We start from the raw sequence: 25,478 nt of genomic DNA on the forward strand, positions 1-25,478 counted from the left end.
CCTTGGTAAAACATCACCGCAAGCGGTTTTCTGGTCGCAAAGCGCGCGGCATTTGTTACAACGCCAGAGAGGCGCGCCGGCAGGCTTTGGCAGGTCGGGCGGAAGAGGGAGAGAGACAGTGACGAAACGGGAAACCGTCGAGAGGCGGCTGAGCGAGGTTCCGCCGGGCGTGATCCGCCCCTATACGCAGACGGAACTGAAATCCGTTTTTTCGACGCTAAAGGATATCGGCAAGGCCGAGCCGGCGGTGGCTGCGCTGCTGGCCGGCGAAAGTCCGCTGAAGGATTTCATCGCTGCCGCTTTTACCCTGTCGCCCTATCTGCGCGACATGGCGGCGGCGGATGAGGGGCTTCTGACGCTGGCGATTTCGAAACCGCTGGAGCCGCTGCTGACTGATCTGGTCCGTGACGCGCGCGATTGCTGGAAGCCCGCCGAGGACGCCGTGCCCGTCGAAAACGAAGTGATGTCACGGCTGAGAATCGCCAAGCGGCGGCTTTCCTTTGTCGCGGCCCTTGCCGATCTCGCCCGCATCTTCACCGCCCGCGATACGACGCGTTGGCTGAGCGAGATGGCGGATGCATCGCTCTCTGCCGCGATCGACCACCTGCTGCTCTCAGCCCATGAGAGCGGCAAGCTGAAACTGAAGAATCTTGCAGCACCCAGCGAGGGTTCCGGCCTGATCGTGCTCGGCATGGGCAAGCTCGGCGCGCGCGAGCTCAACTACTCCTCCGATATCGATGCCGTCGTCTTCTTCGAACCGTCAGCGGGCATCATCGACGATCCCTATGATGCGACGGAGAATTTCGGCCGCATGATGCGCCGCCTTGTGCGCATCATGCAGGAGCGCACGGCCGATGGTTATGTCTTCCGCACTGATCTCCGGCTTCGGCCAGACCCCGGCTCAACGCCGCTCGCCATCCCCGTGGAAGCGGCGCTGCTTTATTACGAGGGCAGGGGTCAGAACTGGGAACGCGCCGCCTATATCAAGGCGCGGCCGGTTGCCGGTGATATCAAGGCGGGCGAGAACTTCCTGCGCGAGCTGACCCCCTTCATCTTCCGCAAATATCTCGATTATGCAGCGATTGCCGATATCCACTCCATCAAGCGGCAGATCCACGCCCATAAGGGCCATGGCGCCATTGCGGTGAAGGGCCACAATGTCAAACTCGGGCGTGGCGGCATCCGCGAGATTGAGTTCTTCGCCCAGACGCAGCAGCTCATCGCCGGCGGCCGCATGCCGCCGCTGCGCGTGCGGGCGACCGAGGACGCGCTGGCCGCGCTGACCGAGGCGAAATGGATCGACGCCGAAACGCGCGACAGCCTGACGGAAGCCTACTGGTTCCTGCGCGAGGTGGAGCACCGCATCCAGATGGTGCGCGACGAGCAGACCCATGTGCTGCCAGACACCGAGGCCGAATTGAAGCGCATCGCCTTCATGCTCGGTTTTGAAGACACCAAGGCTTTTTCGGAAAAGCTGGAAGAGGTGCTGCGGCTGGTGGAGCGCCGTTATTCGGCGCTGTTCGAGCAGGAAACGAAGCTTTCCGGAGAGGCTGGCAATCTGGTCTTCACCGGCCAGAAGGATGATCCCGATACGCTGAAGACGCTCTCCACGCTTGGTTTTCAGCGGCCGGAGGATATTTCCCGTGTCATCCGCACCTGGCACAATGGCCGTTACCGGGCAACACAATCGGTCGAGGCGCGTGAGCGGTTGACGGAGCTGACGCCTGATCTGCTCAGGGCTTTCGGTGAAAGCAAACGGGCGGATGAGGCGCTGCTGCGCTTCGATAATTTCCTCTCGGGCCTGCCGGCGGGCATCCAGCTTTTCTCGCTGCTCGGCAACAACCCCGCACTCCTGTCGCTGCTGGTGACGATCATGTCTTCGGCCCCGCGTCTTGCGGAAATCATCGCCGCCCGTCCGCATGTGTTTGATGGCATGCTCGACCCGGCGCTGATGAGCGACGTGCCGACCCGCGACTACCTCGCCCACCGCATGGGCAATTTCCTCTCCAATGCCCGCCATTATGAGGATATTCTCGACCGGCTGCGCATCTTCGCCGCCGAACAGCGGTTCCTCATCGGTGTCAGGCTGCTGACCGGCGCTATCCGCGGCGAGGTCGCCGCCCGCGCCTTCACCCATCTTGCCGATCTGGTGATCGAGGCGGCGCTGAATGCCGTTCTTTCGGAAATGGAGGCGGCGCATGGGCCCTATCCCGGCGGTCGCGTGGCCGTCATGGGCATGGGCAAGCTCGGCTCCTTCGAGCTGACAGCGGGGTCGGATGTCGATCTCATCCTGCTTTACGATTATGACGACACCGCCCAGGAATCCACCGGCGCCAAACCGCTCGATGTGGTGCGTTATTTCACCCGCGTCACCCAGCGGCTGATCGCCGCCCTGTCCGCCCCAACGGCGGAAGGCGTGCTCTACGAGGTCGACATGCGGCTGCGCCCTTCCGGCAATAAAGGCCCGGTGGCGACCCGCATATCCGCTTTCGAGAAATACCAGCGCGAGGAAGCCTGGACCTGGGAGCACATGGCGCTCTCCCGCGCGCGCCTCATTTGCGGCGATGCTTCGCTGATGGAGGATGCCCGCAGCATCATCGCCTCCATCCTTTCGCAAAAGCGAGATGTGGCCAAGGTCTCCACAGATGTGCTGGACATGCGCAGCCTCATCGAGCAGGAAAAGCCGCCGGAAAACAACTGGGATTTCAAGCTCATCAATGGCGGGCTGATCGACCTCGAATTCATCGCCCAATACCTGGCGCTGATCGGGCCGGTAAAGGGCCTTGGCGCGCACGAACCGGGCCGCAACACGGCGGAAGCGCTGCAGGCGCTCGCCGCACCCGTGATGGAGAGCCAAGCCTTTGACGACTGCATGGCGGCGATGGGGCTCTACACGGAAATCTCGCAGATCGTGCGTCTATGTATCGATGGCGCCTTCAATCCGAAGGAAGCGCCGGCCGGATTGATCGATCTTGTGTGCCGGGCGGGGGATTGCCCTGATATCCCGACGCTGGAGGGAGAGGTTAAGCGGTTGTCGAAGGCGGTGCGGAAGGCGTTTGTGGCGGTGGTGAAGAACGGCGGGTAGCTCGGTGGGTGCGGCTTCACCCCCCTCTGTCCTGCCGGACATCTCCCCCTCAAGGAGGGAGATCGACATGGGGCAGCCTCTCGGCCATCTCTTACGTTGCGAATGGGTGAGCGCTAGCCTCTAGCTGATCTCCCCCCTTGAGGGGGAGATGCCCGGCAGGGCAGAGGGGGTAAACCGCACTCGCCAACGCAAAGGGGCGCAAACCACGCCCACCAAGCTTCAATGCACCGTCCCACACACCCCTGCCGCATGCGGAATAATGATCGTCACCACCGTACCGCGGCCCTCACACGAGCGGATTTTCATCGTGCCGCCATGCAGCTTCACCAGCGAGCGGGAAATCGCAAGTCCGAGGCCGGAGCCGCCCTGGCTCTTGGCATATTGGCTCTGCACCTGTTCAAAGGGCTGACCGATCTTTTGCAAGGCCTGCGCCGGAATGCCGATGCCGGTATCGGCGATGGTGAGGATCATCGCCGCCTCATGCACATGGGTGCGCAGCGCGATGCGGCCACCATCGCCGGTGAATTTCACGGCATTTGAAAGAATGTTGAGCATGATCTGCTTCATGGCCCGGCGGTCGCCCTGCATCGTCAACCCGGCGCACACCTTCTGCTGCACGGTGATGTTCTTCTGTTCGGCCTGAATGGCAGTCAGACGCAGGGTTTCCTCGATCAGCGGTGCGAGATCGATGGTCTCGCGGTTGATGCGCATATGGCCCGCCTCGATCTTCGACATGTCGAGAATGTCGTTGATGACGTTCAAGAGGTGTTTGCCGCTGTCATGGATGTCGCGGGCATATTCGGAATATTTCGGTGAGCCGACCGGCCCGAACATCTCGTTTTGCAGGATTTCTGAGAAGCCGAGAATGGCGTTGAGCGGCGTGCGCAGCTCATGGCTCATATTGGCGAGGAATTCCGATTTCGCCCGGTTGGCGGCCTGGGCGCGCTCTTTTTCGGCGAGGTAATTGGCATTGGCGTCCGAAAGCTCGGTCTTCTGCCGCTCCAGCTTGTGCTGTGAGGCGGAGAGGTCGCCGATGGTAGCCATCAGCCGTCGCTCGGAATCGCGCAGCCGTTCCTGATGGCGCTTCAGAAGCGTGATGTCTGTGCCGACGGAGACGAGGCCGCCATCGCGGGTGCGGCGTTCGTTGATCTGCAGCCAACGGTCATCGGCAAGCTGCACTTCCGTTGTGCGCGACAGGCCGGACTGATCCGGATCGGCGACGCGCCGTTCCACGACCGGGCGTGCGGCGGCAGCGTAGACCGTGCTCTTTTCCGTACCGGCCACCAGCACGCTGTCCGGTAGGCCATAGGCCTTCTGGTAGTGGATATTGCACATTACGAGGCGGTCGTTCTTGTCCCATAGCACGAAGGCTTCCGAGGTGGATTCGATGGCGTCAGCAAGGCGCTGATCGGCCTCTGCGTAGCGCTGGGCAAGACGATGCTGCTCGGTGACATCCATGGCGATGCCGATGACGCGTGGACCGTTATTGGTGCGGATGACCTGGGCGCGGGCCCGCAGCCAGACATAGTGCCCTTTGGAATGACGCATGCGAAAAATCTGGTCGATCTGGCGCAGGTTACCGCAGCCGACAGCGCGTGCCAGTTCATAGAGATTGCCGTCTTCGGAATGCATCATCCGGGCCGCGTCGGAAAAGGAAAGCGGTGCGGCCTTCGGCGGCAGCCCAAGAATTTCGTAGAGCGAACCGGACCAGAACATGCGTCGGCTGGAGAGATCGAAATCCCACAGGCCGCAGCGGCCGCGCGAGAGCGCCGTCTCGACCCGCAGGTTCGATTCGGCGAAGATGTCGTCGGCATCGCGGGCGCGCTTCACCTGCATGTAATAGGCATAGAGCACGACGAGCAGGATGGAGGAGATGCCGGCAAACAGCGTGACGTTCATGGCGATTTCGCTGCGCCAGAAGGAGCGAATAGGTTGCAGCGAGCGTGCCGCGATCACCATCGCGCCATCGTCGCCGAAGGGGATCATCGTCGCATAATGCTGCTGGCCGTCTATATTGGTCTCGATGGTGCCGGGCGTGCCGGGGAAACGCTGCACGATGGCGATCTCGGGAAGCAGGGCCGGCAGCGAGGTGCCGACATAAAGCGAAGCTTCCTTGCCGGCGCCCGCGAAGATGCGGCCGTTGCTGCCGGATAGCAGCACCATAGTGCCATCGGCCAGGCTGCCCGACGGCAAAGCGGCGACAAGGCTCGCCTCGGCGCGGGTGCGATCCTGCGCGGTGAAGATCGTATCATTGTTGAGAAGTGCTGCCTTGGCGGTGAGCGCCGTCAGCGCGGTGGAGTGGCGGGCGGCTTCTTCCATGCGGCCATATTCGGCGGCGATGCCCAGCATGCGCGAGGCCGCGACAACGACAAGAAAGGCGAGGATGAGAATGGGGATCAGGCGTTTCAGCAGGGTCTCGACCTGCGGCATCGGGCGGTCGGAGCCATTCATCAAACCCATCAGGTCGTTGGAAAGCCTTTCGCCCCAGGCCGCAAGATCAGAAAATTTGGCATACGGCCGCTCATCGCCCGCAGTCGCCCGCCGCACGTTCGTCATTGTCCCGCCTTTTAGATATCCCCACTGATTCGAAGCGCCGCCGCTCGAATATCCCTAATGAATCAAATGCGATTCGCCGTGTCCAGAGGCAAAAGTTAAAAGAATTTTAACCCCTTGAACCGACTCCGTATTTTTTCGGGACAATCTGTGCCGGTTTGGGGGAAAGCGGGATTCATGAAGAAAAACAGTGAGCCGACACCTCAATTCCGGTGGTGCGGGGACGTGCTCAAATGCCGTCGAAAGCATCCAATGCAGGCCCGAGCGCGCCGATCACGGCATTGCCGGCGGCGGGGAGGCCGGTGAGCACCGCGCTGATGATATCCTCGCGGCTCGCACCGCGCGCCTTGGCTTCCATCACATGAAAACCGATGCCGCTTTCCAGGCGCAGTGCGGCCAGAATGCCGATATAGATCAGGCTCTGCGTTTTCACATCCAGCGTGGAGGCCGCACCGAGACCCTGAATGGCCTGAAACCATGCCGCCTTGTGGGCCGGGGCATCGGTCATGAAGCGCTGAAACGAAGCGCTGGTCCTCGACATGTCCGTCATCTGCAATTCCTTTCTGATCGCGGGCGCCTTCGGCCCTTCCACAGCATGATGCGGCGCAATGCATGACGCCGCCTTGATGGAAATCAAGACGGCGTCATGGCGTGGATCAGAATAGTAGTGCAGCTTCGGCGGATGTTCAGCCCTTCAGGATGCGTCCGACAATATCGCTCACATCCGTCGACAGGCCCTTTGCCTCGGCAATGGTCGAAAGCGCGGCTTTCGCGTGTTCGGCACGGCTTGCCTCCAGCGACCGCCAGGAGCGCATGGAGGTGAGAATGCGGGCGGCAAGCTGCGGATTGCGCTTGTCGATGGCGATGATTTGCTCGGCGAGGAAGCGATAGGCAGCGCCATCGGCACGGTGGAAACCGGTGGGGTTGGCGAAGGCGAGCGTGCCGACCAGCGAGCGCACCCGGTTCGGATTGGTGGCGATGAAATGTTTCGATTTCATCAGCGTCTTGATGCGGTCAAGCGCACCGTCGCCGGGAATGGCGGCCTGCAGCGAGAACCACTTGTCGAGAACGAGCGCATTGTCGGCAAAGCGCGTTTCGAAGGCGGCAAGGGCTTCCTTCGTCTCGGCGCTGTCAGGGAAACGCTGGGTCAGGACGCTGAGCGCATGTGCGAGATCGGTCATGTTGGTGGCGTCGGCATAGGCCTTCGCCGCCCGCTCCGGTGTTCCCTCGGCAAAGGCGAGGAAGCTCAGGGCGCCGTTTCGCAGGGAACGGCGGCCGGCGCTGTCGGCATCGGGGCTGTACGCCTCGCCATTGGCAACACCATCGGCAAGGCGCCGTAGCGTTTCGACGCCGGCCGTGGCAATCGCCGCGATCGTGGCATTGCGTGCCTTGTGGATGGCGTCGGGATCGGTGTTGCCACCCAGTTCGCGGGCGATATCCGTTTCGCTCGGCAGGGCCAGCGCCTGCGCCCGGAATGCCGGTTCCAGCGCGTCGTTGCCGATGATTTCGATAAGCGTGGCCGACAGGGCCGCATCAGTGCGGATTTCCTCGCCATTCTGCACCGCCCTGGTGGCGGCAATCAGTGCCGGCAGGGCGAGATCGGTCAGCGCCTGGAAACGGGCGAACATGTCGGTTTCATGCCGGGCGATCTGCACCAGATCATCAGCATTCTGTTCGAAATCCAGATTGATCGGCGCCGAGAAACTGCGATTGATCGACAGCACCGGGCGCGAGGAAATGCCGGAGAAGGAGAAGGTCTGGTTGCGTTCGGTCAGATGCAGCACACCATCGCGATATTCGCCGCCTTCGACGGCCTGCGGTTCGGCGATCTGGCCATTATCGAGGATCAGCGCCAGCGATAGCGGAATGTGGCGCGGCTGCTTCACCGGCTGGCCGGGCGTCGGCGCCACGGTCTGTTCCAGTGTCAGCTTGAAGGCAGCATTGCCGGCATCATAAGCGCATGAGACGGAGACGAGCGGCGTGCCGGCTTCCGTGTACCACAGCGAAAACTGCGACAGATCGCGGCCGCTGGCGTCAGCGAAGCTCTTGACGAAATCCTCGACGGTTGCCGCTTCGCCATCATGGCGCTCGAAATAGAGGTCCATGCCCTTCTTGAAATCGTCAGCCCCGAGAATGGTGGCAATCATGCGGGTGACTTCGGCACCCTTTTCATAAACGGTCGTTGTGTAGAAATTGTTGATTTCGCGATAGGTGTCCGGGCGCGGCGGATGCGCCAGCGGGCCGGAATCCTCCGGGAACTGCTCCGATTTCAGATGGCGCACATCGGCAATGCGCTTGACCGGGCGCGAGCGCATGTCGGCGGAAAATTCCTGATCGCGATAAACCGTCAGGCCTTCTTTCAGGCACAGCTGGAACCAGTCGCGGCAGGTGATGCGGTTGCCCGTCCAGTTGTGGAAATATTCATGCGCGATGATGCGCTCGATATTGGCGTAATCCGCGTCGGAGGCGGTTTCCGGGTCGGCCAGCACGAATTTGTCGTTGAAGACGTTGAGACCCTTGTTCTCCATCGCGCCCATGTTGAAATCGGACACGGCGACGATCATGAAGATATCGAGGTCGTATTCGCGGCCGAAACGCTCTTCGTCCCATTTCATCGAACGTTTCAGCGCATCCATGGCATAGGCCGCGCGCGGCTCCTTGCCGTGTTCGACATAAATCTTCAGCGCAACGTCGCGGCCTGACATGGTAGTGAAGGTATCTTCCACCACGCCGAGATCGCCGGCGACAAGCGCAAAGAGATAGCTAGGCTTCGGATGCGGATCGAACCAGGCCGCAAAGTGACGGCCTTCGTCGTAATTGCCGCCGCCGAGGAAATTGCCGTTCGAGAGCAGCAGCGGATTACCTTCCTTCGCCGCGATGATCGTCACCGTATAGGGCGCCAGAACATCCGGGCGGTCGGGGAAATAGGTGATGCGGCGGAAACCTTCCGCCTCGCATTGGGTGCAATAGACGCCATTGGTGCGATAAAGCCCCATCAGCTGCGTATTGACCTGCGGGTTGATGTAATTGGTGACGCAGATCTCGAAGGGAGATTCGGCCGGCAGGTCGCGGATGGTCAGGCTATCAGGCGTCGCCTCATATCGACCGGCAGGTAGCTCTACCTGGTCGAGCAGCAGGCTGGAAAGCGTCAACTCGTCGCCATCGAGAACCAGCGGTGCGTCACGCTCTGCGCCCTCGCGCCGGTGAAAGATCAGACGGGCTTCGACCTTGGTATTCTTGGGGTCGAGTTCGAAGGTGAGATCCACCCGCTCCAGAACGAAATCGGTTGGGCGGTAATCTGCCAGGTGAACGATCTGGCCCGTGTCTGTTCGCATGACTATCCCTGAATAACTTGGCGTGGTCTCCCGGCATCATGTCGTCATAAGGCCCGGATGTAAAATAGGTGGAGTATTCGTCACGTTCATGTGCGCATCGGAGGACGTTCTGTCCCGCCATGGAAGGCTTTGCCGGCCCCGCAGACGATCCTCCCGCCGCCGGACATCAGGACCATCGCAGCAAATGTTGAACGATTGCTGAAATTATATTTTATTTTCTTCAAATTTTAGCGGTGTCGCTTGTGCGCTGATTTTTTGTTCATCACGCCAGCTTGGATCAGGTGCCGGTCGATGCGGTTGTCGCGCGCTTGAGATCAACGAAATTCATGGGTGAATAACATTTTTTGTTGTAAAGCGGCCGGGTAATGCTCTAGCCTTGCGCCAATCCAATTCCCCCGCGTCGTCTCCCCCGCATGAAACCTCCCGATGGCGTGTCTGCGCAGCCGATATGAGTAACTGCCAATGAACGCCGAACCGATGAGCCCCTTCCGCGGGATCAGCTTGAAGCTGATTTCGGTTGGCTTTTTTCTGGTCATGCAGACCTGTATCAAGGCCGCGGGCGATGTGCCGGCCGGACAGATCACCTTCTTCCGCTCCGCTTTCGCCATTTTGCCCATCGTCGTCTATCTCGCCTGGCTGCATGCGCTGGCGAGCGCGCTGCACACCAACAATCTTCTCGGTCATTTCAAGCGCGGTTTTCTCGGCATTCTTTCGATGGTCTGCGGTTTTTACGGGCTGACCATGCTGCCGCTGCCGGAATTCATCGCCATCGGTTATGCTTCACCGCTGCTTGCCGTTGTTTTCGCCGCCTTCATCCTGCGTGAGAAGGTGCGCATCTATCGCTGGAGCGCGGTCTTTGTCGGCATGATGGGCGTGCTGGTCATTTTGTGGCCGAAGATGACGCTTTTGCGGGAAGGCGGCTTCGCCGCGGGCGAGGGGCTGGGCGCTATTGCCGTGCTGTGCGGCGCGGCGCTGGGCGGGTTGGCGATGATCCAGGTGCGGCAGCTGGTGGAAACGGAAAAGACGCCGACTATCGTGCTCTATTTTTCGCTGACCGCCACATTGTTATCGCTGATCAGCGTGCCCCTCGGCTGGAGCGCGCTGACGATGACGCAGGCCATGCTGTTGATCACCAGCGGCATCTGCGGCGGCGTTGCACAGATTCTCCTGACGGAAAGTTATCGCCACGCCGAAGTCTCCGTCATCGCGCCCTTCGAATACAGCTCCATCGTATTCGGGATCGCGGTTTCCTATATCCTTTTCGGAGATATTCCCACCATCACCATGCTGATCGGCACCGCGATCGTCATCCTCGCCGGCATCTTCATCATTTTCCGCGAGCATCAACTGGGTCTGGCGAGACGCGCGGCGCGCAAGGCATCGACACCGCAGGGGTGAGGGGTGTTCTCCACCGCCGTATACTTGGTGGCATTGTATTCAAGTTGATGACGTCAGAGTATTTGGCGAGGTTCATAGCCTCGCTGTCTCTCTCAGCAAAACGCGCAAAAGCAAAAGGCGCCTTCCCGAAGAAAGACGCCAGCGCGCAATCATATCCAGGGACCAGCGTTAAACTGGCCTGAGTGCTTCTCAGCGCTCGCGGAAATCCGCAAAGACTGCCGAGGGACGCGTCACGCGGACCTGCTGCATGGCAGCGCGTGCGGTCATCTGTTCGTTTGCGGCTGCGCCGAAACGATGGTAACCCTGACTGGAGCGAGGGCCGAGGCCCGCCAGGCGGAGCGTTTCAAAGCCGGAATGTACCGGACGGAAGCGAGTGGTCATTGCCTTGGTTCCTTTAACCGAATTCCTCCCAAGACACGTCCGGTATATCGCAGCGCAGCATGGATTCGGCAAGCCGGCCAAATGCGCCGCTGTTATGCGTAATGCGCATGGCTTTTTTCATAATTCATTTACATTGATCAGGAATGAGGCAATCAGCCTTCAGTGATCTTTGTCTGAAAAGCCAATAAATCCTGCCAGGCCAAGGACTTGCTGGCTGGCGCGTTCAGCAGTTCCTGTGGGTGCAGGCTTGCGAGCGCCGGCAGAATCAGGTGTCCGGCTGCGACATCACGCCACTGTCCGCGCAGCGTATGGATGGTGCCGGTGCCGCCAAAGAAGAAACGTGCGGTGAAGTTGCCGAGAAGCAACAGGTGTTTCGGCTCTGCCAGTGCGATCTGGCGCTCGATGAACGGGCGGCAGATATCCATCTCGGCCTGAGTCGGCGGACGATTACCCGGCGGCCGCCACGGCACGACATTGCCGATCATGATGGCGCTGCGCTCCAGGCCGATGGCCGCCAGCATGCGCTCGAGCAGCTGCCCCGTCTTGCCGGCAAAGGGCGTGCCCTCGCGGTCGTCATCGGCGTCAGGCATGGGGCCGATGACCATGATGGCGGAGGCGGGGTCGCCCTCGCTGAAAATCGTATTGCGCGCGCTGTTCTTGAGGTTGCAGCCGTTGAAACCCTCAAGCGCGGTTCTCAGTTCGCCGAGCGAGCGCGCGCTTTCCGCCGCAAAACGCGCCGCCGACACGGCCTGCTCGTCCGGCATGGCGACATTTTGCTGAATGGCGGGGGCTGCCGGTGCACCGCGCGCAGGCGCGCTCCGGCCTGGCGCCTGCCGTTGAGGCGCATCAGTACGGCGGTCGGCCGGGCTCTGCGCCTGCCTAGCCGGTGTGGCAGCGTCTTGTCCCGGCATCGGGCGGGCGGCGGCAAATTCGGCGAAACGGTCGACCGGCGCCTCCTCCAGCATCCAGTCCACGCCCGCATCCGCATGGAAATGCAGGAGGGCGGCAAGTTCGGCCGGGGAAAGGTCGTGGGCGGCGATCATGGGTGGAAATTACCCCATGTTCCCCGCCCGGGGAACCCGTAAATCACGCTGTCCAGCGCTGAATATCGCCGCTTTCGCCGATCATGGCGAGACCATGGGCGATCGAGAGCAACTCGCCGCCGCTTTCGATCCGGTCGGCGTCGAAACGGCGGGTGAAAAGCTCCCGCACCGCCGGCACGAAGGAGGTACCGCCGGTGAGGAACACCTTGTCGATCGCCTCTGGTGCAACTTTCGTCTTCTCCAGAACCTCGTCCAGCGCACCCTCGATCTTGGCCAGATCGTCGGCGATCCAGTTGTTGAAATCGCTGCGTTTCACCATCTTGCGTCCGGCCTTGCCGAGCGGCGAGAAGTTGAATTCCGCCTCTTGGGCAGACGACAGCGCCATCTTGGTGGCGGAGATCGCCTGATAGAGCGGGTAACCTTCGTCATGCTCGACGAGATCGATGAAGAGTTCGAGCTTGTCGGGCTCCAGCGCCGAGCGCACCAGCGATTTGAGGTCGGTGAATTCCTTGGAGGTCTTGAAGATCGACAGCTGGTTCCAGCGGCCGAAGTTCACGTAATAACCGGAAGGCACGTCCAGCACCTTGTCGAAGCTTTTGAACTTGCTGCCCTTGCCGATCTCAGGCGAGACCAGATTGTCGATCATGCGGAAGTCGAAATGATCGCCCGCCACGCCGACGCCGGAATGGCCGATGGGGGTGGCGGAAAGCTTGCCGGCATGGGTTTCGAACCGGATCAGCGAATAGTCCGTCGTGCCACCGCCGAAATCCGCCACCAGCACATTGGCGTCCTTCTTCAGGCTCTGGGCGAAATAATAGGCGGCCGCCACCGGCTCATAGACATAGTGGATTTCCGGGAAACCGGCCCGGGTGAGCGCTTCGTTGTAACGGGCAAGCGCCAGCGTTTCGTCCGGATTGCTGCCGGCAAAACGCACCGGCCGGCCGGCGATGACGGTCGACACATCGCCCGGCCATTCGGATCCCGCATAGGTCTTCAGCTTGCGCAGGAACACCTCCATCAGGTCTTCGAAGCTTTGGCGCTTGGCGAAGATCAGCGTGCCCTGAAACAGCGGCGAGGCCGCAAATGTCTTGATCGACTGCAGGAAACGACAGTCGCCGGCATTGTCGATGAATTGCCGGATGGCGGCTTGTCCCGCCTCCACATGCAGGGCGGCCGCACCCAGGCCGGCATCCTTCATGAAAGAGAGCGCCGTGCGCATGCTGTCATCCGTGCCCGCGCTGCTGGTGAAGCGCATGGAATGGCTTGCGCTGCCAGTGTCGGAAAGAGCCATGACCGTGTTGGTCGTGCCGAAATCGAGGCCGAGAGCCCGCTTTTGCGTCATCGCCATATCCTTGTGCCGATAGAAGAACCCGCCCGGCCCTTGGGCGGCCCGGCGTGAAGATAAGGGATGCCCTTGGCACCCCGATGTCAGAGGAGGGCGGTTGATTGCACAAGGCCGACGGAATGGCAAGCGCCGCCTATTGTTTTTGCGCCCTGTGCCGCCCGTCTTTGGTTTTTGAAAAGGGACGGCACCGTCGCGGCGCATGGTAAACAGAACGATTATTCCATGATGAAACAACACGGTAGTTTTGGAAAATAACTTGAGGGATTCGCTGCTAAGGTCGTCACATAAAGTAAGAGGCACGAAACGATGCTAATTTGTTATGTGAAATAAATATTTTATTCAATAATGGCATGTTTTTCTGGCACAGTTTATTTGGTCGCCTGTCGTTTTCGTAGCCGTGGAAATTCGATGCCCTACAAGATCAGCCAATACGTATTGGACGACGCGACGCCTGACGACAGCGGTATCGTTCAGGGTGATATGGACGTTTTCATCCACCAGCTCATGACACTCATGGAGGCGTCGCAACAAGGCTACGCGCTATTTGATGGTAATGATGAGCTTCGTTTCGCCAACAGCGCATTCCGCGCCGCGCTCGGCATAGGACGCCATGAATTCCCCAGCTGGGTGGATATGATGCGCAGCGGCTATCGTACCACCACCGGCACGAGCATAGAGACTTCGGATTTCGAATTGTGGCTGCGCTCGGCAAAGACGCGGCGTGGCAAATTGCCGTTTCGCACCATCGAAACCAGCCTGAAGGACGGTCGGTGGATGCTGACGACCGAAACGACGTTGCCGGGCGGCTGGATGCTGTGCGTCATCACCGACGTGTCTGAACTCGGCATCGAATTGCGCGATCTGCGCCAGGAGCGGGACCGGGCGCTCAAATCCGCGCTGAGTGACGAACTGACGGGGCTTGGAAACCGCCGTTATGCGATGGATACGCTCAACCATCTGCTGGGACCGAACAAGGCGCAGGCGCTCGCCGTCATCATCATGGATATCGACCACTTCAAGAGTGTCAACGACCGCTTCGGCCATGCCTATGGCGATCTCGTGCTGAAAGATTTTGCGGCCCGGCTCTCCGCCACCGCCGGCCGTGATGATCTTCTTGGCAGGATCGGCGGAGAAGAGTTTCTGCTGGTCCTCAGCGGGTCACGGATGCACAGCGCCGATAGTCTGATGCGGCAGCTTTTGTCATCGCTGGCGCAGGCTTCGCCTCTTGGGGACAGGCCGGATTTCCGTTACAGTTGCTCTGCCGGCATCGCCTATGCCAATCCCGGCGAAAGCGCCAGCGAGGTGCTGCGCCACGCCGATACCGCGCTTTATGAAGCCAAGAATACGGGGCGAAACCGTTACGTGATCTACGCAACGGTTCCTTGATCGGCCTTGAGGCGGAAGCCTTTAATTCGACTTCGCGGCGCCGCCGTCTACCCGCAGCATCGTGCCGGTAATATAGCTCGCCGGCACCGAGCAGAGGAAAGCGCCGGCGGCGGCGAATTCTTCCACCGTGCCGAGACGGCCGGCCGGAATGCCCTTGACGGAGGCCTCACGCACTTCCTCAATGCTCTTGCCGAGACGCTTGGCATTGGCGCCATCCAGCTCGTCGATGCGGTCGGTATGGATGCGGCCGGGCAGCAGCAGGTTGGAGGTGATGCCGAAGGAGGCCACTTCTGACGACAGCGTCTTGCTCCAGCCGACAAGCGCGCCGCGCAGGGTGTTGGAAAGGGCGAGATTGGGGATCGGTTCGAACACGCCTGACGAGGCGACGGTGAGGATGCGGCCGAAACCCTGTTCCTTCATCTGCGGCAGCAGCGCGTTGGTCAGCGTGATGACCCGCAGCACCATGGACTGGAAGAAGGTGTCGAGCTTGTCGACCGTCATTTCCTGCGCAAGGCCGGGCGTCGGACCACCGGTATTGTTGACGAGAATATCGATGCCGCCGAGCTTGTCCTCGACGGCCTGAACCATGGATTCGACGAAATTGTCATCGGCAAGATCACCCCACACCCAGTCGGCCTTGCCCTTGCCGAGCGCATTGATCGCCTTGCAATTTTCCGCCAGCTTTTCACCGCTTCGGCCAACCAGAAGGACGTTTGCGCCCTCTTTCGCCAGCGCGGTGGCAATGCCCAGCCCAAGGCCGCGAGAGGAGGCGAGAACGAGGGCGCGTTTGCCGGAAATGCCGAAATCCATGGAGTTTGTCCTGTCTTGTGAGTGCCGTATGTGGTGTTTATAGAGCATTTCCAGGAAAAGTGGACCCCGGTTTTCCGTCCGGAAATGCGACAAAACAAAGAGTTAGAGATTTTTCGCCACGCGCAGAAACGCGAAAAACCTCTATAAGGCGGTTTCTGCTTTTGAAGGTCAAATACACGTCATGACAGAACAATCCCTGCTGAAATTCTCCATTGCCGTCACGGTTGTCCTGGCGCTGTTCGGCATTGGCGCGGGCCTGTTTTCCGGCTCGTTCGCGGTTGTTTTCGACGGTGTTTATGCGCTCACCGATGCTTTCATGACGGTGCTGGCGCTGCTTGTGGCGCGGTTGATTGCCGCTTCCGCAGCACCCAGGCCCGGTGGCCGCCTGGCGGAACGTTTCACCATGGGTTTCTGGCATCTGGAGCCGATGGTGCTCGGCCTCAACGGCACGCTGTTGATGGGGGCGGCGATCTATGCGCTCATCAATGCCATCGATAGCCTGATGGATGGCGGACGCTCGATCGAGTTCGATTACGCCATCATCGTCACTTTCGTCAGCTTTACCGTCTCACTCGCCATGGCATGGTTCGTCAAACGGCAAAACCGCAGGCTGAAATCCGCTTTCGTGGCGCTGGATGCCAAAAGCTGGCTGATGAGTGCGCTTCTGAGCATGGCGCTGTTCGTCGCCTTCGCCATCGGCTACGGCCTCACGGGCACGTCGCAAGCTTGGCTCGCGCCCTATATCGACCCGGCCGTGCTGGCGCTGGTCTGCCTCGTCATCATCCCCATGCCGCTCGGCAATGTGAAACAGGCGCTTGCCGACATTCTTCTGGTGACGCCGCTGGAGTTCAAGCAGCATGTGGACGGCGTGGCAGGTGAGATCGTGACGAAATTCGGCTTTGCTTCGCACTATTCCTACGTCGCCCGTGTCGGCCGCGGCCGGCAGATCGAGCTCTTCTTCATTGTCCCGAAGAACTGGCCGGCCCGGCGCCTGGAGGAGTGGGACGCGATCCGCGACGAGATCGGCAATGCGCTCGGCGGCGAGGGGAGTGACCGCTGGCTGACGATCGTGTTCACGACGGATGAGGAATGGGCAGTTTGAATGCTCCGTGCGTCAGCCTCAGTAGAACTGTATTTCACGGTGCTGTAGCCGCTCTGCGATCTCCCGCCAAATACCAGGCTACAGACATTATCACGATGCCGCCTCCCGTCAGGACGATGGGCGATATGACTTCATTGTAAAATAGCCAGACCCATACTGGTCCGAGAATAACATCCAGCATGGAAATTAATCCGGCCTCGCCGGCGTTTATGCGCCGGGATCCTTGGAGCAGGAATATATAGCCGAATGCCGTGGTGAGGACGCCATAAAGTGCGCAGGCGATGATCTGCGTCGGAGCGGGTATCTCAAATTGCATCAGCGGCAGCGCGACGCAAATGCAGATCAGGGCTGCAAGAGCGGTCATCAGGGTGGTGTCCATGTCCGGAAAGCGCTTCGCGATAACGATTTGCGTGGCGCATCCCGTGGTCATGATGAAGGCGGCAAAGATACCGAGCATGTCCTGGTGCGATACTGCCGCGCCAACCGAAATCAATACTCCAACGAAAGCCAAGCAGCCAGCGATGACGAAACGGTAGGTAACCCGATCCCGCAAGCACACAAATGCGATGCCGGCCACAATAAATGGGAGTGTCGCATAGATCGTCATCACGTTGGCGACGGTCGTCCATCGCAGGGACGCGATATATGTAATCGCCGCGATCGCAGACACCAAGCATCCGGCAATGCCGGGGAAACCGAATGACATCGACGACCGTTGTCTGGCAAATCTATTTCGAAGCAGAAAAAACGCCCCAAGAGCCAAAAAGGTGAAGGCAGAGCGCCACGCCACCATCGACCACATATCCATATCCGCCATTCGGACGAAAAGCCCAGCCGTGCTCCATAAAACTGCCGAGGCTGCTACAAGATATATGCCACTAGAACGTTCATGTGCTAGACTCATATAGGCATCGCTCCAAGGAGAGAAGTATGTATAATCAGCAATGTAGACGATCGGTCTAGTTATGAATGGTCAATCTGCGACGCGCACGCGTCTCATTTCGGAGGGAATGCGCCAGCTGCTCGCTCACGGGTATGAGGGCGTGGGGATCGGCCCGATCCTGAAGGAAGTGGATGTCCCAAAAGGGTCGTTCTATTACTTCTTTGCGAGCAAGGACGACTTCGTGGTGGCGGTCATCGAGGCCTACGAGCAAAAGTATGCGCATATCAGGGAGCGACTTTTTTCGGATACATCGTTGCGCGCGTTGCAGCGCCTATCGGTATATTTTGAAACGCTGGAACTGGAGCTTAAGCAAGACGGGCCTTATGCAGGCTGCCTTTACGGCGTCATTGCGCAGACTTCCGCAGGCCGTAGCGCTCTGGTTCGGGACGCGCTTGCTATTTCATTCGGGCGATGGGAGACGAGTATTCGCGAACTGCTCACCCAAGCCCAATATGAAGACGATATTGCCGGCGATGAGGATGTATCGGATCTTTGCGCTTGTATCATCGAGGCTTACGAGGGTGCGCTTATTCGCGTGAAAGCCACGGGCGATATAGCCGCTTTCACCCGGTTTCGAATCAAAGGCTTACAAAGGCTGATGGCGAACATGCATCACAATGGCCGCGTGGTTTCTGAAGACGGCCGTTAGGCTGACATTATTCAAGATGGTGCATAACTCCAGGATCGAAAACATGCTTTTGCGTTCTCTCGTTTCGAGACGTTAAACCAATCATACTTGACGGCCGAAAGGGCGGAGCCTATTCTTTTTATTACGTGCACGTAAAAGTAATCTGTATTCATCAGGTTGTCTGACAATTGACTGGCGTACGACCTGATTTGGCATTATAGACGCTCGACAAAGGCGTCTCGCTTTGCGAAGACAGGTGCCGATCGCTGCGGTGTCGCGGATGGGCTTTTTGTCTGGCGCAGGCGGTGCGACTCGGCGGTACGAAAAACGATAACAACAGCCGGATGGGACCGGCGATCTGAGAGGACAAGATGACGGAAGCGATGGAACTGCCCGAACGCGAAGCGATGGAATTCGACGTTGTGATCGTTGGCGCGGGTCCTGCGGGTCTCAGCGCGGCGATCCGGCTGAAGCAGGTCGAGCCGGAGCTTTCGGTCGTCGTTCTGGAAAAAGGCGCGGAAGTTGGCGCGCATATTCTCTCGGGCGCCGTGGTCGATCCCATCGGCATCGATCGGCTGCTGCCCGGCTGGCGGAAAGAGGAGGGGCATCCCTTCAAGACCGAGGTCAAGGACGACCAGTTCATGTTCTTAGGCCCGGCTGGCTCCATTCGCCTGCCGAATTTCATGATGCCGCCTTTGATGAACAATCATGGCAATTACATCGTCTCGCTTGGCCTCGTCTGTCGCTGGCTGGCGGAAAAGGCGGAAGCGCTCGGCGTCGAGATCTATCCGGGCTTTGCCGCCACCGAAGTGCTTTATAATGACGCAGGCGCCGTTATCGGCGTCGCCACCGGCGATATGGGCATCGAAAAGAACGGCGAGCCCGGCCCTGCCTTCACCCGCGGCATGGAGCTGCACGGCAAATATGTGCTTGTTGGAGAAGGCGTGCGCGGTTCGCTCGCCAAGCAGTTGATCGCAAAGTACGACCTGTCGAAGGATCGCGAGCCGCAGAAATTCGGCATCGGCATCAAGGAACTCTGGCAGGTCAAGCCGGAACACCACAGGCAAGGCCTCGTGCAGCACTCCTTCGGCTGGCCGCTGGGTTTCAAGACCGGCGGCGGCTCGTTCCTCTATCATCTGGAAGACAATCTCGTTGCCGTCGGCTTCGTCGTCCACCTCAATTACAAGAACCCCTATCTTTACCCCTTCGAGGAATTCCAGCGCTTCAAGACCCATCCCGCGATCCGCGATACCTTCGAGGGCGGCAAGCGCATCTCCTATGGCGCGCGCGCGATTACCGAGGGCGGTTATCAGTCGGTGCCGAAGCTCACCTTCCCCGGCGGCGCGCTGATCGGCTGTTCCGCCGGTTTCGTCAACGTTCCGCGCATCAAGGGCAGCCATAATGCGGTGCTTTCGGGCATGCTGGCGGCGGAAAAGATCGCCGCAGCCCTCTCAGCAGGCCGCGCCCATGACGAGGTAGTCGAGATCGAAGCCGAATGGCGCGACGGCGATATCGGCAAGGACCTGAAGCGGGTGCGCAACGTCAAGCCGCTCTGGTCGAAATTCGGCACGCTGGTTGGCGTCGGCCTCGGCGGTCTGGACATGTGGACGAACCAGCTGTTCGGCTTCTCGGTCTTCGGCACGCTGAAGCACGGCAAGACGGATGCGCAGAGCCTCGAACCGGCCTCGAAGCACAAGCCGATCGCCTATCCGAAGCCGGATGGCGTTCTGACCTTCGACCGGCTGTCGTCGGTGTTCCTGTCTTCCACCAACCATGAGGAGGACCAGCCGGTGCATCTTCAGGTGAAGGACATGGAGTTGCAGAAGCGCTCCGAACACGACATTTATGCCGGTCCCTCGACCCGTTATTGCCCCGCCGGCGTTTATGAATGGGTGGAGAAGGACGGCGAGGAAGTTTACGTGATCAACGCCCAGAACTGCGTGCACTGCAAGACCTGCGATATCAAGGACCCCAACCAGAATATCAACTGGGTGCCGCCTCAGGGCGGCGAGGGGCCGGTTTACGCCAATATGTGATGGGGTGAGGGTATCCCTCTTCGTCATGCTCGGGCTTGTCCCGAGCATCTGCAACAGATGATTTTACGATATTTGGACGAATCCTCGGGAGAGGCCCGAGGATGATGTCGAATTTGTTCGGACGGCGCGCGTGACCGAATGGGCGACCTCTGCGGAGCGTGCCGTTTCCGCCTGCAAAAACTCATTCCAACAACATAGGCGCAATAAGCCCTCGCCGCCGCATCGCGTCCGCCATGACGCAACAGTAGCGACCATTGCCTCTTTTCCCTCAGTATTTGTGGATTGCTCTTCGATTTCTTACATATAGGATGTTGGGGTGTTGTAACCTCATCCGGCCCGTGGATTGCGGGGCGATAATGCGGTAACGCCTTGAATGTGCATATGGTCCCGGTTCGGCTCAAGAGCTGTTGCGTTTGCGCCGTCGCCCGGCGACAGGGAGTGAAAGAATGTCCGGCTTTCAAAGGCTGAATATCGTGGGAAAGACGCGGTTTGGCGCTGCTGTGGCGGCGGGGGTGGTTTTGGCGGTCGTTTCGCTGAGCGGCGGCCCGCTCGGGGCTGCCAGCTGCCGCACCGATGCGATGGCCGGCATCGACTGGCGCGAATGCAACAAGCGCATGTTGATGCTCGGCAGCAGCAATCTCGATTCGGCGATGCTTTACGGCACGGATTTCACCTATACCGACCTGCGCGGCTCTTCGCTGAAGGGGGCCAATCTCGAAAAGGCCAAGCTCATCCGTACGGCGCTGGGCGAGGCGAACCTGCAGGGCGCCAATCTGACCAAGGTGGAAGCCTATCGCAGCGATTTTTCCGCTGCCGACGCCACCAACGCCAAATTCGTCAATGCAGAAATGCAGCGAACCAAATTCGAGAAGACCAAGCTCGACGGTACGGATTTCACCAAGGCCGAGCTCGGACGTGCCGATTTCGAGGGTGCCTCGCTGAACGGCTCGAAATTTTCCCTGACCAACCTGTCGCGTGCCCGCTTCGGCGGTGCCACGCTTGGCGGTCCGGTGGATTTCACCAGCGCCTTCCTGCTGCTCACCCGCATCGAAGGTGTCGATCTCTCCACGGCCACCGGCCTCGACCAGAAACAGATCGACATTGCCTGTGGCGACGCCAAGACCAAATTGCCGAATGGCCTCACCGCGCCGGCCTCCTGGCCGTGCCCGGAAGATCCTGATGATGATTGATGGAACGGCCGCGCGGTTTTCGCGCGGCACGGATATCTCTTTAAGGGGCAAAGACGTCCGCGATGCGGATGCCTCGCCGTTGATCAGAAGCCCGAAAGCACGATCTTGCCCCTGGCCGTGTTGCTCTCGATCAGGGCATGCGCCTTGATGAGGTTTGCGGCATTGATGGTGCCGAAAACCTCGGTCAGCGTCGTCCTGATCTTGCCGGCATCGACCAGTTCCGCGACGTGATTGAGCAATTTGTGCTGCTCGATCATGTCAGGTGTCTCGAAAACCGCGCGGGCGAACATCATTTCCCAATGGATCGACACGCATTTGCGCTTGAAGGCCATGACGTCGAAACCGCCGGCCGGATCGTCGATCAGCGCAAAACGACCCTGCGGCGCAATCGTCGCCACGCTGTCGGCGGCGTGGATATCACTATGGGTGGTCGAGAATACGAAGCCGGGCGCACCAAGGCCAAGCGCTTCCACCTGCGGTGCGATCGGCTTGCCGTGATCCACGACATGATGCGCGCCGAGTTCCTTCACCCACTCCATGGTTTCCGGCCGCGATGCCGTGGCGATGACGGTGAGATCCGTCAGGGCGCGCAGAAGCTGGATGGCGATAGAACCGACGCCGCCGGCACCGCCGATGACAAGAACGGCATTGGCAGCGCCCGGAACCGGCTCCTTCACCCGCAGCCGGTCGAACAGCGTTTCGTAAGCGGTGATCGCTGTCAGCGGCAGGGCGGCGGCCTCCTCGAAATTGAGTGATTTCGGCTTTGCGCCGACGATGCGCTCATCGACCAGATGGAATTCGCTGTTGGAGCCCGGACGGTTGATGACGCCGGCGTAAAACACCTCGTCGCCCGGCTTGAACAGCGAGACCCTGTCGCCGACGGCCTTTACTACACCCGAAGCGTCGAAACCCAGCACGCGGGTGGCGCCATTTTCCGGCGACTGGTTGCGGCGCACCTTGGTGTCCACAGGGTTCACCGAAACCGCCTTCACCTCCACCAGAATGTCGTGCCCCTTGGCTTCCGGCTGGGCCAGATCGATGTCGATGAGGGCATCCGCCGCGGTGATGGGCTGGCTGGTTTTGTAACCGATGGCGCGCATGAACAGTCTCCTTTGCTTGTTTGCGTGCCTCTTACTTGATACATATGAACATCAATCGCAAGAATGCACATTTTGTGGTGATACATACAAAAAGGATACTGTAGATGTCGCGACCGCGCGCCAAGCTCACCGGCAACTTTCCCGGCTGCCCGGTGGAATCGGCCTTGAGTTTTCTCGATGGCAAATGGAAGGGCGTGATCCTCTATCACCTCATCAATGAGGGCACGCTGCGCTTCAACGAGCTGCGCCGCCACATCCCGAGCGTCACCCAGCGCATGCTGACCAAGCAGCTGCGTGAGCTGGAAGAGGCGGGCCTGATTTCGCGCACCGTCTTTCCGGTGGTGCCGCCGCGGGTGGATTATGCGCTGACGCCGCTTGGCGAAACGATGCGGCCGGTCATTTCGGCGTTGAAAAGCTGGGGCGACGCGCATGTCGTGTGCAAGAACGGCGAGAAATATACGCGGGCGCCCACGGTTGCGGAGAAGGCGGCCTGAGAGAAATTACGGGTAAAAGCAAGGTCGCGCGCGGGCCATTTTCATGGTGCGATGCAACACGGATTTGCCCCGATTGATGCATAATGCTGCAAACTCGATTCGCAGCAGGGACATCAAAGCACATGAGCATGGGTTGGATGGAGGCCGGATTTCTCGGTCTATTGCAAGGACTTACGGAATTCCTTCCGGTTTCTTCAAGCGCGCATCTCAGGATCGCCGGGGAGTTCCTGCCATCAGGCGCAGATCCAGGCGCCGCCTTCACCGCCATTACCCAGATCGGCACGGAAATGGCGGTGCTGGTCTATTTCTGGTCCGACATCATGCGGATTGCCGCCGCCTGGCTACGGCAGAACCTGCGCCTTGGCGAATATAACAAGGCGGACGCCCGGCTCGGCTGGCTGATCATCGTCGGTTCGGTGCCGATCGTGTTTCTGGGGCTGTTCTTCAAGGATGCGATCGAACATTCGCTGCGCAATCTTTATATCACCGCGGTGATGCTGATCGTCTTCGGCATCGTTCTTGGTCTTGCCGACAGGATCGGTGAGAAGCGCTACAAGCTGAACCAGCTGATCTGGCGCGATGGCATCCTTTTCGGTTTCGCGCAGGCGATGGCGCTCATTCCCGGCGTCTCGCGTTCAGGCGGCACCATCAGCGCCGGCCTGCTTCTGGGGTATACCCGTGAGGCGGCGGCGCGGTATTCCTTCCTGCTCGCCGTTCCCGCCGTCTTCGGCTCCGGCTTCTACCAACTGTTCAAGAGCATCGGCGAGGACAATCCGGTCGGCTGGGGCCAGACCGGGCTTGCGACCCTCATCGCCTTTATCGTCGGTTATGCCGTGATCGTCGTGTTCCTGAAGCTGGTCTCGACCAAGAGCTACATGCCCTTCGTCTGGTACCGCGTGGTCATCGGCTTCATTCTGCTCGCTCTGTTGGGAACAGGCGTCATCAGCGCCGGCGGCTGAGGGCAGGGCCTCGCGCTTTTTCGGTCGCAAATGAAAAAGGCCCGCTCTTTCGAGCGGGCCTTTTGTCGTTAGAGCAACGTGCCGCTCAAGATCACCAGCGCCACCGAGAAGTAGATGACGAGGCCGCTGACATCCACCAGCGTGGCGACGAAGGGTGCCGATGCGCTGGCCGGATCGAGCCGCAGGCGTTGCAGCAGGAAGGGCAGCATGGAACCGGCGAGCGAACCGAAGGTGACGATGCCGACCAGTGCCGCAAAGACGGTGGCACCGACCAGCAGCCAGTGTTCGCCGTAATTGTAGAAACCTGCCTGCTGCCAGATGGTCAGCCGCAGGAAGCCGATGGCGCCGAGGATGCAGCCGAGCGTCAGGCCCGTCGGGATTTCCCGCAGCAGTACCCGCCACCAGTCCGAAAGCTTGAGTTCGCCGAGTGCCAGCGCCCGGATGATGAGCGAGGTGGCCTGCGAACCGGAGTTGCCGCCCGAAGACATGATGAGTGGAATGAACAGCGTCAGCACAACGGCTTTTTCCAGCTCGCCCTCGAAATGCTGCATGGCGCTCGCCGTCAGCATTTCACCGAGGAACAGGGCTGCGAGCCAGCCGGCGCGCTTGCGGATCATGTCCGGAAAGCCCATGGCCATATAGGGCTTGCCGAGCGCTTCCATACCACCGAACTTGTGAGCATCTTCCGTGGTGTCGGCGATCATGGTGTCGATCACGTCGTCAACGGTGACGATGCCGAGAATATGCGAGTGGTCGTCGACGACGGGAAGCGCCAGAAGGTCATGCTTGCGGATGAGCCGGGCCACATCCTCCTGCGACATTAGTGGGCTTGCATAGGCAATGCCCTCCTTCGACGCGACGGAGAGGATGGAAGCGCTGGGCTCGCCGGTCAGCAAACGACGCAGCGTCACGACGGTCGTCAGCGTCCCGTCCTCAGCCAGCACATAGATGGCATAGACCGTTTCACGCGACCGCTCGACGACGCGGATGTGCGAAAGGGTCTGTTCCACCGTCCAGTCAAGCGGCACGCTGACGAATTCCGTGGTCATGATGGAACCGGCCGTGCGCGGCGGATAACCCATCAGATGTTTGATGGAGAGCGCGGTGGTGCGGTCCAGCCGGGCAAACAGCTTGGCACGCGGCTCTTCTTCCATTTCCGCCATGACGTCGGCGACGCGGTCGTCGGACATCAGGTTGACGAAGCGGGCGGCCTGTTCAAGGGGAATGCCGGCAATGATGGCGGCTGCGTCATGCAGTTCCGGCCGGTCGAGAATGGCCACGGCCTTTGCCTGCGGCATGGCAAGCAGGGCAGCGACGGCTGCGTCGGTATCAAGCGTGTTGAGGTGCTCGACACGTTCTGCAATGGTGGTGGAACCGGCATTTCCGCTGCGGAGAAGACGTGCGGCCTTGCTGGCTCTCTGGGAGAGAGTGTGGAAGTTCATGATTGCTCACCTTTCCGTCGATTCGCCGATTACGGCGAACGCGGTGGTGAGCCGACAGAGGTCGGATCAGTTCCCGTTCGCCGCTTTCGGCAAAGGCAATCGACTACTACTGTCGCTAGACATCTAATGATGCTCCGTTGAAATCCGCACTGTGCCGGGTCACGGCCGGTGCGTAACGTCGTGTTGCGCCTGAAACGAAAAAGAGTCAAGCGAGCCGATTGTGAAATTTCCGTAAGGTTTCTGAAGCG

19 protein-coding genes are annotated in these 25,478 nt (G+C 60.0%); 9 read left to right on the top strand and 10 right to left on the bottom strand.

What is annotated here, in order from left to right; genetic code table 11:
- Window positions 1–118 precede the first annotated feature (118 nt).
- Window positions 119–3,085 (top strand): bifunctional [glutamine synthetase] adenylyltransferase/[glutamine synthetase]-adenylyl-L-tyrosine phosphorylase, encoded by a 2,967-nt coding sequence (locus tag ATU_RS04870; RefSeq protein ID WP_010971304.1) that lies wholly within the window; start codon window positions 119–121, stop codon window positions 3,083–3,085.
- Between the two features lie 219 nt (window positions 3,086–3,304).
- Here the strand turns inward: ATU_RS04870 and ATU_RS04875 are convergent, their stop codons facing one another.
- The 3 genes from ATU_RS04875 to pepN form a co-directional block, all read right to left on the bottom strand.
- Window positions 3,305–5,641, bottom strand: a complete 2,337-nt coding sequence (locus tag ATU_RS04875) for a PAS domain-containing sensor histidine kinase (protein ID WP_010971305.1) — start codon at window positions 5,639–5,641, stop codon at window positions 3,305–3,307.
- A 226-nt stretch (window positions 5,642–5,867) separates the two neighbouring features.
- Window positions 5,868–6,188 (bottom strand): carboxymuconolactone decarboxylase family protein, encoded by a 321-nt coding sequence (locus ATU_RS04880; RefSeq protein ID WP_010971306.1) that lies wholly within the window; start codon window positions 6,186–6,188, stop codon window positions 5,868–5,870.
- A 136-nt stretch (window positions 6,189–6,324) separates the two neighbouring features.
- Window positions 6,325–8,973, bottom strand: a complete 2,649-nt coding sequence (gene pepN, locus ATU_RS04885; RefSeq protein ID WP_010971307.1) for an aminopeptidase N — start codon at window positions 8,971–8,973, stop codon at window positions 6,325–6,327.
- 462 nt (window positions 8,974–9,435) lie between these two features.
- Here pepN and ATU_RS04890 point away from each other — a divergent pair, with 462 nt between their 5' ends.
- Window positions 9,436–10,371 (top strand): DMT family transporter, encoded by a 936-nt coding sequence (locus ATU_RS04890; RefSeq protein ID WP_010971308.1) that lies wholly within the window; start codon window positions 9,436–9,438, stop codon window positions 10,369–10,371.
- A gap of 189 nt (window positions 10,372–10,560) precedes the next feature.
- Here ATU_RS04890 and ATU_RS04895 read toward each other — a convergent pair whose 3' ends face one another.
- The 3 genes from ATU_RS04895 to ATU_RS04905 all read right to left on the bottom strand — a co-directional run bounded on the left by ATU_RS04895 (window position 10,561) and on the right by ATU_RS04905 (window position 13,137).
- Window positions 10,561–10,752 (bottom strand): hypothetical protein, encoded by a 192-nt coding sequence (locus ATU_RS04895; protein ID WP_003509784.1) that lies wholly within the window; start codon window positions 10,750–10,752, stop codon window positions 10,561–10,563.
- Window positions 10,753–10,904: 152 nt separating this feature from the next.
- Entirely contained in the window at window positions 10,905–11,795 is an 891-nt protein-coding gene (locus tag ATU_RS04900) for a uracil-DNA glycosylase (RefSeq protein ID WP_010971310.1), read from the bottom strand.
- 43 nt (window positions 11,796–11,838) lie between these two features.
- On the bottom strand, window positions 11,839–13,137 hold the full coding sequence (locus tag ATU_RS04905; RefSeq protein WP_010971311.1) for an Hsp70 family protein: 1,299 nt from the start codon (window positions 13,135–13,137) through the stop codon (window positions 11,839–11,841).
- Between the two features lie 411 nt (window positions 13,138–13,548).
- Between ATU_RS04905 and ATU_RS04910 the strand changes: the two genes are divergently transcribed.
- Window positions 13,549–14,526, top strand: a complete 978-nt coding sequence (locus ATU_RS04910; protein WP_035256455.1) for a sensor domain-containing diguanylate cyclase — start codon at window positions 13,549–13,551, stop codon at window positions 14,524–14,526.
- Between the two features lie 21 nt (window positions 14,527–14,547).
- On the opposite strand, the gene ATU_RS04915 is transcribed toward ATU_RS04910, so the two are convergent.
- Window positions 14,548–15,336 carry an SDR family oxidoreductase gene (locus tag ATU_RS04915; RefSeq protein ID WP_010971313.1) on the bottom strand — a complete coding sequence of 263 codons (789 nt, stop codon included), beginning with the start codon at window positions 15,334–15,336 and terminating at the stop codon, window positions 14,548–14,550.
- A gap of 181 nt (window positions 15,337–15,517) precedes the next feature.
- Between ATU_RS04915 and ATU_RS04920 the strand changes: the two genes are divergently transcribed.
- On the top strand, window positions 15,518–16,438 hold the full coding sequence (locus ATU_RS04920; RefSeq protein WP_010971314.1) for a cation diffusion facilitator family transporter: 921 nt from the start codon (window positions 15,518–15,520) through the stop codon (window positions 16,436–16,438).
- Between the two features lie 34 nt (window positions 16,439–16,472).
- Here the strand turns inward: ATU_RS04920 and ATU_RS04925 are convergent, their stop codons facing one another.
- Window positions 16,473–17,342 (bottom strand): DMT family transporter, encoded by an 870-nt coding sequence (locus ATU_RS04925; RefSeq protein ID WP_010971315.1) that lies wholly within the window; start codon window positions 17,340–17,342, stop codon window positions 16,473–16,475.
- A 61-nt stretch (window positions 17,343–17,403) separates the two neighbouring features.
- Between ATU_RS04925 and ATU_RS04930 the strand changes: the two genes are divergently transcribed.
- The 3 genes from ATU_RS04930 to ATU_RS04940 all read left to right on the top strand — a co-directional run bounded on the left by ATU_RS04930 (window position 17,404) and on the right by ATU_RS04940 (window position 21,235).
- Window positions 17,404–18,030, top strand: coding sequence for a TetR/AcrR family transcriptional regulator (locus ATU_RS04930; protein WP_010971316.1), 627 nt, complete (start codon window positions 17,404–17,406; stop codon window positions 18,028–18,030).
- Window positions 18,031–18,380: 350 nt separating this feature from the next.
- Window positions 18,381–20,045 (top strand): electron transfer flavoprotein-ubiquinone oxidoreductase, encoded by a 1,665-nt coding sequence (locus ATU_RS04935; protein ID WP_010971317.1) that lies wholly within the window; start codon window positions 18,381–18,383, stop codon window positions 20,043–20,045.
- Window positions 20,046–20,491: 446 nt separating this feature from the next.
- Window positions 20,492–21,235 (top strand): pentapeptide repeat-containing protein, encoded by a 744-nt coding sequence (locus tag ATU_RS04940; protein WP_010971318.1) that lies wholly within the window; start codon window positions 20,492–20,494, stop codon window positions 21,233–21,235.
- A gap of 83 nt (window positions 21,236–21,318) precedes the next feature.
- On the opposite strand, the gene ATU_RS04945 is transcribed toward ATU_RS04940, so the two are convergent.
- Window positions 21,319–22,335 (bottom strand): zinc-binding alcohol dehydrogenase family protein, encoded by a 1,017-nt coding sequence (locus ATU_RS04945; RefSeq protein WP_010971319.1) that lies wholly within the window; start codon window positions 22,333–22,335, stop codon window positions 21,319–21,321.
- 104 nt (window positions 22,336–22,439) lie between these two features.
- Between ATU_RS04945 and ATU_RS04950 the strand changes: the two genes are divergently transcribed.
- Together ATU_RS04950 and ATU_RS04955 are read left to right on the top strand one after the other, a co-directional pair.
- Window positions 22,440–22,829, top strand: coding sequence for a winged helix-turn-helix transcriptional regulator (locus tag ATU_RS04950; RefSeq protein WP_010971320.1), 390 nt, complete (start codon window positions 22,440–22,442; stop codon window positions 22,827–22,829).
- 122 nt (window positions 22,830–22,951) lie between these two features.
- Window positions 22,952–23,788 (top strand): undecaprenyl-diphosphate phosphatase, encoded by an 837-nt coding sequence (locus ATU_RS04955; RefSeq protein WP_010971321.1) that lies wholly within the window; start codon window positions 22,952–22,954, stop codon window positions 23,786–23,788.
- 68 nt (window positions 23,789–23,856) lie between these two features.
- On the opposite strand, the gene mgtE is transcribed toward ATU_RS04955, so the two are convergent.
- Complete coding sequence (gene mgtE / locus ATU_RS04960; protein ID WP_010971322.1) at window positions 23,857–25,230, bottom strand: magnesium transporter; 1,374 nt, start codon at window positions 25,228–25,230, stop codon at window positions 23,857–23,859.
- Window positions 25,231–25,478: the final 248 nt, after the last annotated feature.

It is taken from the genome of Agrobacterium fabrum str. C58, from assembly GCF_000092025.1.
Classification (GTDB): domain Bacteria; phylum Pseudomonadota; class Alphaproteobacteria; order Rhizobiales; family Rhizobiaceae; genus Agrobacterium; species Agrobacterium fabrum.

Excerpts from the sequence above, each read along its gene's own strand:
- ATU_RS04875 (WP_010971305.1), bottom strand. The coding sequence starts at position 5,641 with ATGACGAACGTGCGGCGGGCGACTGCGGGCGATGAGCGGCCGTATGCC.
- ATU_RS04880 (WP_010971306.1), bottom strand. The coding sequence starts at position 6,188 with ATGACGGACATGTCGAGGACCAGCGCTTCGTTTCAGCGCTTCATGACC.
- pepN (WP_010971307.1), bottom strand. The coding sequence starts at position 8,973 with ATGCGAACAGACACGGGCCAGATCGTTCACCTGGCAGATTACCGCCCA.
- ATU_RS04890 (WP_010971308.1), top strand. The coding sequence starts at position 9,436 with ATGAACGCCGAACCGATGAGCCCCTTCCGCGGGATCAGCTTGAAGCTG.
- ATU_RS04895 (WP_003509784.1), bottom strand. The coding sequence starts at position 10,752 with ATGACCACTCGCTTCCGTCCGGTACATTCCGGCTTTGAAACGCTCCGC.
- ATU_RS04900 (WP_010971310.1), bottom strand. The coding sequence starts at position 11,795 with ATGATCGCCGCCCACGACCTTTCCCCGGCCGAACTTGCCGCCCTCCTG.
- ATU_RS04905 (WP_010971311.1), bottom strand. The coding sequence starts at position 13,137 with ATGACGCAAAAGCGGGCTCTCGGCCTCGATTTCGGCACGACCAACACG.
- ATU_RS04910 (WP_035256455.1), top strand. The coding sequence starts at position 13,549 with ATGCCCTACAAGATCAGCCAATACGTATTGGACGACGCGACGCCTGAC.
- ATU_RS04915 (WP_010971313.1), bottom strand. The coding sequence starts at position 15,336 with ATGGATTTCGGCATTTCCGGCAAACGCGCCCTCGTTCTCGCCTCCTCT.
- ATU_RS04920 (WP_010971314.1), top strand. The coding sequence starts at position 15,518 with ATGACAGAACAATCCCTGCTGAAATTCTCCATTGCCGTCACGGTTGTC.
- ATU_RS04925 (WP_010971315.1), bottom strand. The coding sequence starts at position 17,342 with ATGAGTCTAGCACATGAACGTTCTAGTGGCATATATCTTGTAGCAGCC.
- ATU_RS04930 (WP_010971316.1), top strand. The coding sequence starts at position 17,404 with ATGAATGGTCAATCTGCGACGCGCACGCGTCTCATTTCGGAGGGAATG.
- ATU_RS04935 (WP_010971317.1), top strand. The coding sequence starts at position 18,381 with ATGACGGAAGCGATGGAACTGCCCGAACGCGAAGCGATGGAATTCGAC.
- ATU_RS04940 (WP_010971318.1), top strand. The coding sequence starts at position 20,492 with ATGTCCGGCTTTCAAAGGCTGAATATCGTGGGAAAGACGCGGTTTGGC.
- ATU_RS04945 (WP_010971319.1), bottom strand. The coding sequence starts at position 22,335 with ATGCGCGCCATCGGTTACAAAACCAGCCAGCCCATCACCGCGGCGGAT.
- ATU_RS04950 (WP_010971320.1), top strand. The coding sequence starts at position 22,440 with ATGTCGCGACCGCGCGCCAAGCTCACCGGCAACTTTCCCGGCTGCCCG.
- ATU_RS04955 (WP_010971321.1), top strand. The coding sequence starts at position 22,952 with ATGAGCATGGGTTGGATGGAGGCCGGATTTCTCGGTCTATTGCAAGGA.
- mgtE (WP_010971322.1), bottom strand. The coding sequence starts at position 25,230 with ATGAACTTCCACACTCTCTCCCAGAGAGCCAGCAAGGCCGCACGTCTT.